The organism is Acinetobacter stercoris (assembly GCF_900323515.1).
GTDB classification, from domain to species: domain Bacteria; phylum Pseudomonadota; class Gammaproteobacteria; order Pseudomonadales; family Moraxellaceae; genus Acinetobacter; species Acinetobacter stercoris.
Map to the genome: position 1 here is coordinate 1 of NZ_OOGT01000086.1, position 15,175 is coordinate 15,175.

The 15,175-nt window shown below is 43.1% G+C and carries 18 protein-coding genes; all 18 read left to right on the forward strand.

Going from position 1 to position 15,175, the window contains the following annotated elements; translation table 11 throughout:
- Window positions 1-456 precede the first annotated feature (456 nt).
- The 18 genes from KPC_RS10340 to KPC_RS10420 all read left to right on the forward strand — a co-directional run bounded on the left by KPC_RS10340 (window position 457) and on the right by KPC_RS10420 (window position 14,983).
- Window positions 457-1,101, forward strand: coding sequence for a putative metallopeptidase (locus KPC_RS10340; protein ID WP_121974299.1), 645 nt, complete (start codon window positions 457-459; stop codon window positions 1,099-1,101).
- A gap of 45 nt (window positions 1,102-1,146) precedes the next feature.
- Window positions 1,147-1,611 (forward strand): DUF2280 domain-containing protein, encoded by a 465-nt coding sequence (locus KPC_RS10345; protein ID WP_121974300.1) that lies wholly within the window; start codon window positions 1,147-1,149, stop codon window positions 1,609-1,611.
- A complete protein-coding gene (locus tag KPC_RS10350) occupies window positions 1,580-2,857 on the forward strand; it encodes a PBSX family phage terminase large subunit (protein WP_121974301.1) in 1,278 nt (425 codons plus the stop codon). The genes KPC_RS10345 and KPC_RS10350 overlap by 32 nt, the downstream gene beginning before the upstream one ends.
- Window positions 2,850-4,358: a DUF1073 domain-containing protein gene (locus KPC_RS10355; RefSeq protein ID WP_121974302.1), complete on the forward strand. Its 1,509-nt coding sequence runs from the start codon at window positions 2,850-2,852 to the stop codon at window positions 4,356-4,358. The genes KPC_RS10350 and KPC_RS10355 overlap by 8 nt, the downstream gene beginning before the upstream one ends.
- Complete coding sequence (locus tag KPC_RS10360; RefSeq protein ID WP_213065891.1) at window positions 4,321-5,115, forward strand: phage head morphogenesis protein; 795 nt, start codon at window positions 4,321-4,323, stop codon at window positions 5,113-5,115. The genes KPC_RS10355 and KPC_RS10360 overlap by 38 nt, the downstream gene beginning before the upstream one ends.
- Window positions 5,116-6,258, forward strand: coding sequence for a DUF2213 domain-containing protein (locus tag KPC_RS10365; RefSeq protein WP_121974303.1), 1,143 nt, complete (start codon window positions 5,116-5,118; stop codon window positions 6,256-6,258).
- 15 nt (window positions 6,259-6,273) lie between these two features.
- Complete coding sequence (locus KPC_RS10370; RefSeq protein ID WP_121974304.1) at window positions 6,274-6,747, forward strand: structural cement protein Gp24; 474 nt, start codon at window positions 6,274-6,276, stop codon at window positions 6,745-6,747.
- Window positions 6,748-6,758: 11 nt separating this feature from the next.
- Entirely contained in the window at window positions 6,759-7,775 is a 1,017-nt protein-coding gene (locus tag KPC_RS10375; protein WP_121974305.1) for a DUF2184 domain-containing protein, read from the forward strand.
- Between the two features lie 90 nt (window positions 7,776-7,865).
- Window positions 7,866-8,216 carry a hypothetical protein gene (locus KPC_RS10380; protein ID WP_121974306.1) on the forward strand — a complete coding sequence of 117 codons (351 nt, stop codon included), beginning with the start codon at window positions 7,866-7,868 and terminating at the stop codon, window positions 8,214-8,216.
- Window positions 8,217-8,228: 12 nt separating this feature from the next.
- Window positions 8,229-8,636, forward strand: coding sequence for a DUF4054 domain-containing protein (locus KPC_RS10385; RefSeq protein WP_121974307.1), 408 nt, complete (start codon window positions 8,229-8,231; stop codon window positions 8,634-8,636).
- Window positions 8,564-9,193 (forward strand): hypothetical protein, encoded by a 630-nt coding sequence (locus KPC_RS10390; RefSeq protein WP_146196639.1) that lies wholly within the window; start codon window positions 8,564-8,566, stop codon window positions 9,191-9,193. Before KPC_RS10385 ends, KPC_RS10390 begins: the two co-directional genes overlap by 73 nt.
- Window positions 9,186-9,566, forward strand: coding sequence for a hypothetical protein (locus KPC_RS10395; RefSeq protein WP_121974309.1), 381 nt, complete (start codon window positions 9,186-9,188; stop codon window positions 9,564-9,566). The genes KPC_RS10390 and KPC_RS10395 overlap by 8 nt, the downstream gene beginning before the upstream one ends.
- 16 nt (window positions 9,567-9,582) lie before the next feature.
- Window positions 9,583-10,068, forward strand: a complete 486-nt coding sequence (locus KPC_RS10400; protein ID WP_121974310.1) for a phage neck terminator protein — start codon at window positions 9,583-9,585, stop codon at window positions 10,066-10,068.
- A gap of 1 nt (window position 10,069) precedes the next feature.
- Window positions 10,070-11,545 (forward strand): DUF3383 domain-containing protein, encoded by a 1,476-nt coding sequence (locus KPC_RS10405; RefSeq protein ID WP_121974311.1) that lies wholly within the window; start codon window positions 10,070-10,072, stop codon window positions 11,543-11,545.
- A gap of 13 nt (window positions 11,546-11,558) precedes the next feature.
- A complete protein-coding gene (locus tag KPC_RS10410) occupies window positions 11,559-12,008 on the forward strand; it encodes a phage tail fiber protein (RefSeq protein WP_121974312.1) in 450 nt (149 codons plus the stop codon).
- Window positions 12,008-12,418 (forward strand): phage tail assembly chaperone, encoded by a 411-nt coding sequence (locus tag KPC_RS10415; protein WP_121974313.1) that lies wholly within the window; start codon window positions 12,008-12,010, stop codon window positions 12,416-12,418. Before KPC_RS10410 ends, KPC_RS10415 begins: the two co-directional genes overlap by 1 nt.
- 56 nt (window positions 12,419-12,474) lie before the next feature.
- On the forward strand, window positions 12,475-12,624 hold the full coding sequence (locus KPC_RS20380; RefSeq protein WP_171334467.1) for a hypothetical protein: 150 nt from the start codon (window positions 12,475-12,477) through the stop codon (window positions 12,622-12,624).
- A complete protein-coding gene (locus KPC_RS10420) occupies window positions 12,611-14,983 on the forward strand; it encodes a hypothetical protein (RefSeq protein WP_121974314.1) in 2,373 nt (790 codons plus the stop codon). The genes KPC_RS20380 and KPC_RS10420 overlap by 14 nt, the downstream gene beginning before the upstream one ends.
- Window positions 14,984-15,175 lie beyond the last annotated feature (192 nt).

Consider the following 15,175-nt stretch of genomic DNA (forward strand, 5'->3'; position numbering starts at 1 on the left):
GATAAAGACTTGTCGTAATGAAAGTTTTTTTAAACCTCAATACATTGATATTTAGGATAATAGTTGACCTTGTATAAAGCAAATGCTAATTCTATATTAGATTGGTCGAAGTGTAAGCAAATATCGACCATAAAAAAGCCCATCGAATGGTGGGCTTTTTGTTATTTAAATTTCAATTCTAGTATTAGCAACAAACAAGTGCAGCACCATTACAACCAACTAAGATTAAGCTTAAAAACAAGACAAAAGTATATTTTAAAATCATTGGATTTATTCCTTATGGAAATTATTGAATTGAATAGTTATTACCTAATTTTCAATATTATACACGAATTACAGATAAAAACTCACTTGAAAAAAAATCATTGTCATTGATAAGAAGATAGCTCAGTTTAAAGAGTGGTCTAAAGCTATCAGAAATGTGTTGGGGAGTTAAACTTCCTTTGGGTAGAATTTATGAACGAACTAGGTTTTGTAATACAACAACGTCCTTATCCACCAGAATGGATTTTTGCATTAGATACTCCTAATTTTGCACCTGCACCTGAATTATGGCGGTGGATAAAATCAGTATTTCTGAACCCAGAACATAAGCTATTCAATGAAGATCATTTTCACCTTGGCGCATTTCGTTATCCACAAATCGCCGTGATGTGGGCTAAAGGCGGATTTAAGAAGCAAGGACGTTATGTTGTAGGCCAAGCCGAAAAAATTATGATCAATGCAAGTGGCTGGAAAAAAGAACGGCAAGAAGAACAGTTTTATCAGTGGTTCAATGAATTACCTGAATATCTGATTACGATTGATGCGACCTATGCCAATAAAGCCAATGATATTGATTTTTGTGCATTGATTGAGCATGAGTTGTACCACATTGCACATAAGAAAGATAAGTATGGTGTGCCATCGTATAACCGTGAAACAGGAAAGCCTAATTTAGCTATTCAGGGACATGATGTAGAAGAGTTTACAGGCGTAGTTCGCCGTTATGGTGCAAGTCAGGATGTGCAGGAAATGGTCAATGCAGCAAATCAACGTCCACAAGTCTCCAAAGCCGATATTCATCATGCATGTGGGATTTGTTATTTAAGAGTGGTTTAAATTTTTTGCCATTTTACGTTGATGTACGTTGATGGAATGGTGGAAATGGTACGTATTACTAAAAAGGTGAAGCTGTTCATCGTCAGGATGCTTGCTGAGTTTGAAACACCAACCAACACGGCTAAGCAAGTTAAAGAGATTTTTAATGTCGATGTAAGCCCGCAACAATGTGAGCGCTACGACCCAACCAAGCGAATGGGGCATGACTTAAGTCAGGAACTCAGGGATTTATTCTTTAAATATCGCCGTCTGGCCAATGAGGAGCTTGAAGCGATTCCAATTGCAAATAAACGTTATCGATTACAGTTGTTACAGGGTCTAGTGGATAAGTATCCAGATAATCCTGTTCTTATTCCAAAGTGGGCTGAACAGGCAGCCAAAGAAATGGGTAACCAATACACCAATAAACAAGAGGTTGATCACACCACACAGGGTGAATCATTCAATAAACCGACAACCATTGAACTGGTAGCCCCTCATGTCCAAGGTACAGATTCAACTGCCACCTAAACTCATTCCATTATTTTCAGAACCTAAATTACGTTATCGATCCTCATGGGGTGGTCGTGGTTCAGCCAAGACCAGAACCTTTGCCAAGATGACGGCGATCAAAGGTTATATGTTTGCCGAAGCTGGCATCAGTGGGATGATTTTAGGTGCACGGGAATTCATGAATACGCTGGCTGATTCTTCAATGGAAGAAATCAAGCAGGCCATTCGTTCCGAGCCATTTTTAAATGCTTATTATGATCTGGGCGAGAATTATATCCGTACCAAGAATCGCCGTGTCAGCTATGGATTTAGCGGTCTAAGGCATAATCTGGATAGCATCAAATCTAAAGCCAGGATCTTATTGTGTTGGGTAGATGAAGCTGAAACTGTGAGTGAAGTTGCTTGGCGAAAACTTTTACCTACAGTACGTGAGGCAAACTCCGAAGTTTGGGTGACATGGAACCCTGAACGGCGTGATAGTCCAACCAGTCAGCGCTTTAGACATGAAGAGATCAGGGATGAACTCACAGGTGAATTGATTGGTCTCGGTGTCGAGATGAATTACTCGGATAACCCGTGGTTTCCTGAAGAATTAGAACTGGAACGGCGCCGTGATCAACACAACCTTACTCCAGAGGATTATGACTGGATCTGGGAAGGGGCTTATTTAGAAAATGCTGATGCACAAATCTTTCGGGGGAAATTTCAGAAAAAAGAATTTGTACCCGACCCAAAAACATGGGATGGACCATACCAGGGACTGGACTTTGGTTTTGCCAATGACCCGACTGCAGGTACACGTTCATGGATTTTTGAAGATTGCCTTTATATCGAATATGAAGGTGGCAAAGTCAATCTGGAACTGGATGATACGGCGACCTATTTAAAAACCAAGATTCCAGACTTTGATAAGTATGCATTGTATGCCGATAACGCACGACCTGAATCGATTAGTCATATCCGTAAGAAAGGATTACCACGCATTAAACCTTGTGAGAAAGGTAAAGGTTCTGTCGAAGATGGTATTGCATTTATTCGGTCATTCAAAAAAGTTTATATCCATCCGCGCTGCAAAGAAACGTATAACGAATTCAAGTTGTATTCATATAAAAAAGATCGTCTGACCGATGAGGTTTTACCGATCATTATTGATGCATATAACCATTATATTGACTCGATACGATATGCCCTGGAGCGAGTAATGAAACGCCGTTTAGGTCTCAAGATCAGTCCTAGACTTGTGAGTAGGTTAAGAAATGGCTAAGAAAAAATTAAAGAGATCCAGATCTGGTCAGGATTTAAAACAGCGTAAAGTTGATGCACTGGAAGCCCGAAACCGAATGAATCAGCAACTGATGCAGATGGTTCAAGGATTACGCAATAAACAAGATCAAGCGCCGTATCAATATGAACTTCCGCAAATTATGCCTGGTGTCATCCCTGAGGGACAGCAATCCGCTATTGCCATGGATTGTGCCTGTTCGGGTATTGCCTCATGGGTCAATCAGAATCCGCAATTTTATGGTGGGTTCTTGGGATATCCCGTACTGGCCCAGATGACACAATCCAGTGATTATCGTGCAGTCCCTGAAACCACGGCGGGGGAAATGGTACGTGAATGGGGCAAAGTGAAAGTCGTGGGTGATGGAGATGATGAACTTTCTGATCGTATTCAGCGCCTTGAGAAACGCTTAAAGGAGTTAGGTATCCGTGATCTGATTCGACAGCTCATCGAAACTGAAATGATCTTCGGTCGGGCACAGTTATTTATCAATTTAAAGGGGCAGGAAGCTGAGAGCAACTTGCCCCTTTTATTGAAAGCAAACCATATTAAAAAAGGTGATCTGATCGGTTTTAAACTGGTTGAGCCAATGTGGACCACACCTAGCCTATACAACTCCACTGATCCAATGGCTGATGATTTCTATCAACCGTCAAAGTGGTATGTGCTGGGTAAGGAATATCATTCTGACCGATTGCTGACATTGGTGATGCGACCTGTACCTGATCTGTTAAAGCCTGCTTATAACTTCAGTGGGATTTCCATGCTGCAGTTGATGCAACCTTATGTGGAACGCTGGCAACGCACTGTGGATGCTGTGAGCGATTTGATCCATGCCTTTTCTTTAACAGGATTAAAGACTGATCTATCAGACATATTGGCTGGGGATGATACGGCGAGCAGTACGATTCTAAGGACAGAGTTATTTAACCTGTATCGCAATAATCTCAATACCTTATTGGTCGATAAGGAGGCAGAGGAGTTCTTTCAGATTAATACACCACTCACCACACTGGATGCTTTGGTTCGGCAAGCACAGGAACAAATGGCAGGCCCAAGTCATACGCCGTTGGTGAAACTGCTGGGAATTACACCGAGTGGTTTAAATGCCAATAGTGATGGTGAGATACGCGTCTATAACGATTACATCTCATCGCAGCAGGAAGCCCATTTAAGGCCGATTATTGAAACCATTTTACGTGTGGTACAGCTGGATCTATTTGGTGAAATCAATGAATCAGTTGTCTTTGAGTTTAACTCACTGCATCAATTGAATGATGAGCAGCGTGCCAACGTGAATAAAACCAAGGCTGAGACGGCGGTGATGCTGACCAGCGGTAATCTGGTCTCTACGGAAGAGGCACGGGACACATTGGCCAAGGATGAAACGGGTGATTACAGCGGGATTGATGCGGAAGACGTGCCAGATTGGGAGGGACTAAACAGTGAAAATCCAGAAAGTGAAACAGACCACGCTGCCTGAGATCAAATCCAATCTGGGCATTGAACGCCGTTATTACAAAGCAGTGATGACCATGATCAATGAACTACAGGCTGAAATTAATGCTTCTTTGATTAAAGAATACAAGCGTTCAGCCCGGCAGGAAAAACTGGCTATGGATGGGGTATCGGACTGGGTGGCACATGTCATTGAGTATCTGTCTGATCAATGGGAAATCAAACTGAATCGCTTAGCCCCGAGCATTGCCCAGAAGCTGATTGAGAGCACGGCGACTTCCTATGACACAGCGTTAAAGCGGCATTTACGTGATGCAGGATTTACGGTTCAGTTTCAAATGACAGCATTTACTGAAGATATGCTCAAAGCGTCAGTGGCAGAAAATGTAAGGCTCATCAAATCCATCGCATCAGGTCATCTGGATAAGGTACAAATGCTGGTTTGGCAATCTATTTCCAGCGGCTATGATCTTGCAGGACTGACCCAAAGCCTGAAACAGGAATATGGTGTGACCAAACGCCGTGCAGCATTGATCGCCAGTGATCAGGCGAATAAAGCACATGCTGCATTTGAAAAGGCACGGCGTACCGAGTTGGGGATTAAAAAAGCCATCTGGCTGCATTCACATGCAGGCAAGCAGCCCAGACCTTCACATTTAGCAGCGAACGGCAAAGAGTTTGATGTAAGTAAAGGGATGTATCTGGATGGAAAGTGGGTCCAGCCTGGTGAAGAAATTAACTGCAGATGTGGTAGCAAAGCCATTATTGAGGGAGTTATTTAAGTGACGGTCAAAATTGCAATGGATGAATCTCAGCGCCGTTATGATGGCAACGGTCATTTAATCATTGATCGAACCATTATTACCAAGGCTGCAGTCAATGACTACATGGGCAAGGAGATTCCCAAACATGAGGAATTAGGCTTAGACCCTAACAGGATTTATCGATTATTACGTGACCCGGAAGAGCTTAAAAAAGCTCTTTTTTCATTTCAGGGGATACAGTTTTTAATCCGCCATATCCCTGTTCATGCGGATGAACCTCAAAAAGATTCAACCGTAGGAAGCATTGGTACGGATGTTGAAATGGAGGGGGATGATGTTTATTCCTCCATGCGGGTTTGGGATCAAAAGGCAATTGATTATATCGAATCAAAAAAAATGCAGGAGCTGTCAGCAGGTTATGCCTATACAGCAGATATGACGCCTGGTGAATTTCAAGGCCAGCCCTATGACGGCGTGATGCGAAATATTCATGGCAATCATGTGGCACTCGTTAAACATGGTCGTATCGGTTCTGATGCGGTCATTGCAGATCATTTACCCATTGAGCTTGTGGAGATACAAATGAGCGGTAAAACCAGATTAAAAAAAGGTGCGGTGGGGCGTATTGCCGCCGTATTAAAAGGCATGGCCATGGATGCTGATCTTGGTCAGGATGAAGTGGAAAAAGTCGTGAATGCGGTTGCGGATGAAATGGAAGACGACCCAAAGCCAGCCAAGGATGAGGATGAACCGAAAAAGGCTGAGGATGAGGAAGAGGAACCAGCTAAAGACGAAGATGAACCAACTAAAGCCAAGGATGAAGATCCCAAACTAAAACCAGCCATGGATGCTGCCTTAATCACAGCCAATGCCAAAACTGAGGCACGTCAGGAAATGATGGCTTTATTTAATGCGCGTGAAGTGGTGAAACCTTTAGTCGGTGTTATAGCTATGGACGGTGCTTTGGATAGTGCTGAAGCGGTTTATGAATATGCCTTAAATGAAAAAGGGATCAACACCAAAGGCGTACATCCATCGGCGTATCAATCCATGGTGGGGCTATTGATCCAGTCCAACCAGCAACAGAATGCACGTCCAACGATGGCATTGGATAGCAACGCCGTTGCTGAAACACAAAAACTTGTTGGGCGCTTTGGATAATTAAGGGGAAATAAAATGGGTTTTCAAAAAACAATGAACCGTGACTTGCCAATTGGCGTTGCGGGTGATTTTGCCTCAACCAACCCTTACCACACAGTACTGGCTGGGAAAGGTGCGTTAAAGGCAGGTGAAGAAGGTGTTTATATGGGACGTTTTGCCTGGGCAGATTTAGAAACGGGACTGGTGGGTCATGCCAAGGTTGAAGGTGGTGTGCTGGGCTTTGTACGCCGTGATCAAACCGCATTGATTACAGATCATTTAGCTGAAGCCTCTATGCTGATTCCGCAAGGTTTTGCAATCACACTCTATGATGGTGGTGATTTCCTTGCTGAGTTTAAGGAGGGTGCCAAAGTCGGGCAAAAAGTATTGGCCAGTGATACTGATGGCACATTAAAAGCTGCAGCTGCAGTAGAAGCAGGCTTTAGTGATACGGGCTTTGTGGTGGCGTCTAAAGCAGAAGCTGGCACTGTCGCTAAAATCACCAAATAAGGAGAATAAGAATGCCTTTAGATTTAAATATGCTGGCACAGCGTGCAGGTATCCACTTTATGACGGGTCACCGTGTGACTGAGCTGACGCATGATATTCAACATCAGATTGCAACAGATGCAGTTTTGATGGGCATGGATGCCGCGCTGATTACTTCATCGAATGGTGGTGTACCTGCATTATTTACCACTTATATCGATCCCAAAGTCATTGATATTCTGGTTGAGCCGATGAAGATGGCTCAAGCTTTTCGTGAAGTGAAAAAAGGCGATTGGACATCATCTGAGGTACGTTTCACTGTGGTGGAAAGTACTGGTGAAACCTCTAGTTATGGCGATTTTAATGAAAACGGCATGTCTGGTGTCAATACAGATTTCCCAGCACGTCAGCCTTACCATTATCAAAATATTATTCGTGCAGGTGAGCGTGAGACTGCTATCGCTGGAACTGCCAATCTGGATTGGGTTTCTCGTAAACAGATTGCCTCGGCACTGGCTTTAAACAAGTTTCAGAACAAGTCTTATATCTATGGTGTTTCAGGACTTAAAAACTACGGCATGATCAATGACCCTAATCTTTTGCCTTCAATCACTTCCCAGGCATGGGATAGTCTGGATGGACAAGGTGTCTATGATTCAATCCAGAAACTGTTTAAACAATTGGTGAAACAAGCCAATGGTTATGTGGATCGTGATACAGCCATGACCATGCTGCTTTCTTCAGAAGCTGAAACCCATTTCACCAAGACCAATGGTTTTAACGTTAACGTATCGGATCAGTTGAAGAAGAACTTTCCGAATTTAAAAACAGTTACAGTTCCAGAATATGAAACTGCAGCGGGGCAATTGGTTCAACTGGTGGTAGATGAGTTTCAGGGGCAGGCAACTGCTGAATTAAGTTTCACTGAGAAAATGCGTGTGCATCCATTGATCCAATTGAAATCAGGCTTTGAACAGAAGCGTTCACAGGGTACTAACGGCGCAATTATTTACCGACCAATGTTTATTACATCGATGTTGGTGTCTTAAATCAAATACTGAGTTTTTAGAAATAATTTCTAATTTTTTACTGTAAAAATCACGTTTATTGAATCGTGATTTTTTTATGGAGTATAGAAAATGGCTGCACCTAAAAAAACGTCTGCAACAGTAAACAAGGTAACGATCGGCTGTAAATTACCGAATGGTTTTATCTTACAGGTCGGAGAAGTGACGCATCGCATCAATGGCTTTAATCAAAGCACGGTCATTGGCGGGCACGGCATTACGGAAAATGTCCCGAGTGAGCTTTGGGATGCTTGGGTAGAAGAAAACAAAGAGCGTGATTTATATAAAAACGGTTTTGTTTTTGCACATGATAAAGCCAAGTCTACAGCGGCAGAGGCGAAGGAAAAACAAGCCACCCAGTCAGGTACTGAACCCTTAGATCCGAATGCTAAAGGTGATGTGGAGAAACTCACTCAAGATTGATAGGTGATTGTGATGGGCGGTGTAGTTCACTTTGATATTGTCAAGTTTCGGGAATGGTATCCCGAAGTCACATTAACCGATGCACAACTGCAGCTGTTATTTATTAAGGCAGGGATGCAGCTGAATAACACTGAGCATAGCTGTGTACAGAATCTGCTTGAACGTGAAGTATTACTGTATTTGCTTGTTGCACATCTGGCGATATTACGGATGCAGGTTGAGAAAGGAAATACTGCAGTTGGGCGAGTGGCCAGTGCAACCGAAGGTAGTGTTTCGGTGTCTTTTGATTATGGGCAAACCTTGCCCAATGAAAAATGGTTTGCCCAAACGCCGTACGGGGCTGAGTATTGGCAATTGACCAAGAAGTATCGTTCCATCCGTTATGTGGTGACCAAATTACCAATGCGGGTGAGGCGATGAAAAAAACAGGAAGTTTAAAGACGTATTTAAGTCAATTAAGCCAGGGTAATGTTGGAATTCGTGTTGGTGTGCTGGATGCATCTACTTATCCCGATGGTACCCCAGTTGCTCAGGTCGCCGCGATTCAGGAATATGGTGCCGAGGTGGATGTGCCTGAGCATACAACAACTATATATCGCTCAGTGAATGAAAGGACAGGTGATTTTAATCGCAATGGTCGGTTTGTTCGTAAAGATCAATCTAATTTTGCTACAACACATGTGGTACCTGCACATAAGATTGTGATTCCGCCGCGCCCATTTTTTAGAAAAACCATTGCCGAGCATCGCAGTGGCTGGATTAAATCCATTGGTCAACTTATCCAGCAAAACGGCGATGTTAAAAAGTCCATGTTATTGCTAGGTGAGCAAGTTAAAGGCGATTTAACCGAAACCATTTTAACTTTTACTGATCCGCCGAACGCACCTGCAACGATCGCTAGAAAAGGATTTAACGCGCCGTTACGGGAGACGAGCCGATTATCACGTTCAATCAGTGTGGAGCTTGTGGATGATTAATTTAAGAGGGATTGCCAATGGCATTATCAATGCCATTAATCCAGATACGCCAGCCATATTAAAAGTCAATGAAGGTTATGACACCTCAGCTTCAGGTACGCAGATTCCCAAGTTTGTTGAACAATCCATCATGATCCAGCTACAAAGTATCGAAACGGCGGCACTGGAACATCTCAATCTGGTGTCGCAACAAGGACAGTTTTCTTATGCCTATGCAGATGGCCGTATTTCGGCATTACGGCGTAGCTTGGGTAAAGGGAATGAGCAACTGGTTTTTACGCCGTATGGTGAGGATGAACCCGCAACATGGAAAGTCATTAAGGTAATTGAGTCTTATCCAAGCTGGGTCAAGGTGCTGATATGCCGTCAATAATGTAAAAGGTCTCTATATGCCGTCAATAACACATGAAGATTTATATGCCGAAGTCCGAGCCTATTTGCTCGGACTTTTTCATTGTGACGTGGTGAAAGGTCAAGAAAACGAAAGCCCTCTACCTAAGGATGGGATTGTGATGATGATCCTGTTTGAAAAGGACATAGGCACTGTCGTTGATTTTTATGAAGCGGATGAGGATGTCACTTATGTACAAGGGGGCAGACAGGTAACACTGCAGCTGGATTTTTATGGTGATCAGGCTCAGTCCAGAGCCAGTAAAGTCGCTTTGTTATGGAAAAACCAATATAGCACCTCACGCTTAAGACATTGTCAGCCCTTGTACTGCAAGGAGCCACAGAACATGAACTTTATCAATGAGCAAAGTAATTACGAGACACGCTGGATGCTAGAGCTTGTACTGCAGTACAACCCTGAAACCTCATTTGAACAAACCTTTCTTGATCAACCGCAATTAAAAATAAATCCATTAGGAGATTAACGTGCTGCCTTCTATTCCAATGAAACGCATTGTCAGCATTAATCCTGCTGTCATTGGCAGTGCTGGAACTGCCTTAAACCTGAATACTGTATTGCTCAGCCAAAACAGTATTTATCCTGTATATGAATATCCAAGTGCCGAGGCTGTAGCAGAGGTCTTTGGATATGACAGCCCTGAATATCAATTTGCCCAAGGTTATTTTGCCGGGTTTATCGGGGCAACGGTCAGCCCACAAGCCTTGTTTATTGCCCGCTTTAATACTGAAACTTCACCCGCCAAAGTGCTGGGTGCTCCGTTAAAAATCACACTGGACGAACTTAAAAAGTTAAATGGTTATATCGAAGCCACAGTGAATGGTACCTTGCTCCGTAAAAATATTGCCTTTAATGCTGAAATTACCAGTTTTAGTGAGGCGGCGAACTGGATTACCCCACAGAATGATCCAGACCTACGTTGTGTTTTTGATCCTGTTCGACAAGCTTTTGTGATTTCTGTACTTCCTCAGGAGGGTAAATCAGGCAGTATCAGTGCATTTACAGGAACGATTGCAGATCAATTGGGCTTGAGCACAGCCGCAGGTGCAGTGGTTGATAATTCGGTTGTCGCAGATACGGCAGCAACAGTGATGAAACGGGTCAGCAATTACACCTTAAATTTCGCCGTGATCAGTTTTGTTGGATCTGCTTTTAATACCGATCGACGTAAAGACTTTGCCTTATGGAATTCCAGACAGGAAAGCCGTTACTGGTTTGTTGATTATGAACAGGAACCGAATGCCTTAATCCCGAATAACCCCAAAAGTCATGGTGCATGGATTGAGGAAAATGCCATTGATGGTACCACCCTGATTTATGGAAATTTAACCCATGCTGCACTGGCATGTGGCTATGCTGCATCGATTAACTTTGATGAAGCCAATGGCAATACCACTATGGAGTTCCGCCGTCAGGCAGGGGTGAAAGCTGCAGTGACTCAGGAAGATGAAGCGACTGCCCTGGAAAGTAATGGTTATACCTATTACGGCGCATGGGCAACCGCTAATGACCGTTTTATGTTCTTTGCCAATACCCGTGTTTCAGGTCAGTTCAAATGGGCAAATGGTTATTTAAACCAGATTTATCTGAATGCCCAGTTCCAGCTGGCCTTTATCAATATGCTGATCTCGGCCAAATCTATCCTTTATAACGATACGGGTAAGGCATTACACCGGGCAACGGCAAAAGACCCAATTGACCAGATGATTAACTTTGGCGGGATTCAGGATGGTGTTGAGCTATCAGAGCAACAAAAGGCTTTGGTAAATCGTCAAGCGGGTTTTGATGCGGCGAGTCAGATCTTTTTACAAGGCTGGTGCTTACTGGTTGGTAATGCAACTACCCAGATCCGTCAAAATCGGGCGTCATTACCGCTGGTGTTTTGGTACACCGATGGGTCGAGTGTACACAAGATCAATCTCAGCTCAATCAATATTCAGTAAGGAGTGATGCAAGATGGCCATGGGACATAATCCTAAAACACTCACCTCAGCGAATGCAGTCATCATGCTGCGTTGTAAGGGTGTGTATGACAATTTTATGCAGATTCAGGGTTTTCAGGCAGATAACGCATGGGACTTTGGTGATGCCAGTATTGGTGAATCACGAATGGGGGTCGATGGGAAACAGTCGATTGGTTATACCCCGCATGAGGTGCCATGGACACTTTATCTGGAAGCCAATAGCCCCTCCAAACGCATCCTTGAAAATATCCGTAAGGATTTTAACAAGAACATGGAAACCCGATTGATTGAGGTGATTGTAGAAATTCCATCCATCAAGGAGCGTTACACAGGTTCGGGTGCATGGATCACTTTAGGTGGTGGGGCAAATGGTAAGAAATTACTGGAAGGTACTGCATACAACTTTAATCTGGTCACTAACGGTTCGGAGGATATGAACTAATGGCACGTAAAGTGAAGGATATAGAGATTCAGTCAGGTCGTGATCAGGGTAAAAAATTCCGTATCACTGAAATGCCTGTGTTACAGGCAGATCGCTGGGCAATGCGGGCAATCTTTGCCTTGACCAAGGCAGGTGTGAATATTCAGGGGGTTGATCCGAAAGCAGGCATGCTGGAAATGGCAAAAGTGGCCAGCTCGGCTTTAAGCGGCCTGGATACCGAAGAAGGTATTGGGTTACTGGATGAGCTATTAGAGTGCGTGAAAATTATTCCGGGTGGTGGCGAACCACGAGAGCCTGAATGGGACGATGATCTGGAAGACTTTAAATCCCTATTCATACTTCGTAAAGAAGCCTTGATGTTACACCTTGATTTTTTAGCTGCAGGCAGTTCCCCAGATTCGAACGATTAAATGCGGGACTGCCATTTAAAGCAGGTGTACTTGCTGAAACGGTAAATATTTCAACTTTGGCCAGCGCGGTACTTGAATCGGGGCTGGCTTCTTATTGTGAGCTGGACAGTGTTTTAAGTCTGGAAGATGCCTTAAACATTCTTGAAGTGCATCAAGTGATGCAATACAACCAGCATATTCGGGAGAGTGTGAATGCAAGTCGTTGAAGCGATTGGAATCTATCTTGGACTTGATTTAAAAGATTTTAATGCAGGTGCCGATCAGGCCATTCTCAAGAATCAAAAGCTGGAAAGCTCACTTGAAAGTGTTGAACAATCAGCTGAAAAGACCAGTAAATCTACTCAGAAACTCAGTGAAGAGCAGAAAAAGGCGACACAGGCTTTATCTGAAATGGGTCAAGTGGTCACGGGTGTGCATAAGTTGCTTACAGGCTTATTTACCACAATTGCCGTAAGCACGGGTTTTAGTAAACTTATCAGTGATGCTCAAAAAACCAATAACGAGCTATACCGACTTGAGAAGCAGTTAGGTATCAGCGCAGGATCCATTGCCGCATGGCAAGGTGCCGCTGCAATGGCGGGTGGTAGCGCTGAGAGTATGACCAGCACATTACAAGGTCTCAGCCGTGGTATCAATGATCTGGTGACCATGGGCGATGCATCGTTACTGCCTTTCCTGAATGCTTTAGGTGTTGGTGTGATGGATTCTGCAGGCAACATCCGCAATATGGATGACATCTTACTGGATATGTCGGATTCATTTTCAAAAATGGATAGTCAGCGTGCGTATAGCATCGGCTCAAAGATGGGCTTGGATAATGGCACGATTGCGACATTGCTCGAGGGACGCGATGCTTTACAGGAAATGCTGGATCTACAAAAAAGCCTGTATACGTCTAGCGCCGAAGAATTAAAAGCCAGTCGTGAATTATCAAAACAACAGGCATTGTTAAATACTCAGTACGAATCATTAAAAGTGATGCTAGGTAATGCTTTAGTACCCGTATTGATTGAAATCACTAAAGCTGTAAATGGATTCTTTCAATTCCTGCATCGAAATGAGAAAACTGTCAAAAATGTATTTGGGGCATTGTCGTTTATTCTGGGTACAGTACTGATCCCGATTATTTATAAAGCTGCCATCGCTATGGCTGCATTGATTGCACCATTTGCGCCGTTTATTTTAACGGTTGCCGCTTTAGGAGCAGCATTCATCGCGCTTTATGACGATTACAAAACATGGGCGGAAGGTGGACAGTCATTATTTAACTGGGGTGCCTTTACCAAATACATTGATGATGCCGAGTTTTCGGTGGACAACCTGAAAAATGGTTTTGCCTATCTTTTAACTGGCTATACCGACTGGGCGAAAGCTGCAGAAGGTGGGCGTGAGTGGATGAAGCTAAAAGGCTTTATTGATGAGAACGGCGTATCGGTGAATTCGTTAATCAGAGGATTTAACAACTTGAGTAAAGAATTAATCAATGATGCGATTCCAACGTTAAAAGGCTATGCCTCCATATTACAGAAATTGTTGAGTGGTGATTTTAAAGGTGCATTTTTAGAGGCTGGCCAGATGATGCGTAACTTGGTGAGCAATGAAGTCGATCGGGCAAAAAGCTGGGGTGACCGTATTGCTGGTGCACTGGATATTGGCACTGGACAGCAGGTTGGAACCTTTACGCAGAGTTCAGGAAATATCATGAATTCTGATGTGAAATCCAATCAAAAATATTCTGGAAGAGCCGGTTCAAATTCTTTATCAAGTTTTATAGGGAAAGGTGAGGGGAGCTATAACTCGGTTAATTTAGGGAAACGTTATGGCTATAAATCAGGGACAAAAAATTTAACATCCATGACTGTCGATCAGGTTCGTGCCATGCAAGCCCGTCGGGAAGTCAATGCGGTTGGAAAGTTTCAGATTATTCGTGACACGATGCCTTCAGTCATCAAGGGAATGGGACTATCAGGTAAAGAGTTATTTAATGAGGATCTGCAGGAAAAAATGGGTGCCTGGCTTCTATTCAACAAGCGGACAGCCTTAGGTGATTATTTAAAAGGGAAGCATAACAACCTAAAACTTGCAGGCGATGAGGGGGCAAGAGAATGGGCATCGTTACCCGTTTTATCGGATCACCTCGTAACCAAATCAGGGAATAAAACGTTTCACTCCAAGCGTGGTGCAACAGCGTATTCGGATGGTGTGAATAAGGCACAGCACTCGGCTGAAAGCTGGGAAAAAGCCTTGATCAAAGCCCGTAAGAATTATTTAAATTCTGTTGGAAATGGTGTTTCAGAGCAAGAAGCCCAGCTCGTTGCTTTTAAAGATATAGGTCTATCCCAGCAACGCTCTATAGGTGCTCAAAATGCACAATCCATGATTAACCAAGGCCAACAAGCTAAATATGGGAATACAACAACATCGAGTGATCATCGAAAATACATTGACGTTAAGATTGGTGATGTGAATGTTCACACATCTTCAAGCACAATATCAGGTACGGTGAATGATGGGATGAATGCAGCATTAAGTAACGCGAATCAATTGATTACTGGGATGTCCTGAAATAAATCGAGTCAGCATCAGCAGAAATTCTGGTGCTGTTAATTTAAAATATATTCATTTTTATAATTAAAATATGACTTTTAATTTTAGAATTTAGATTTTTAATATATTAGTCTGAAATATTTTTATAGATCTATTTGGTTGAGTGTTGTGGAGAAAATGATACGAAATTTGATTGGTTATATATTATAT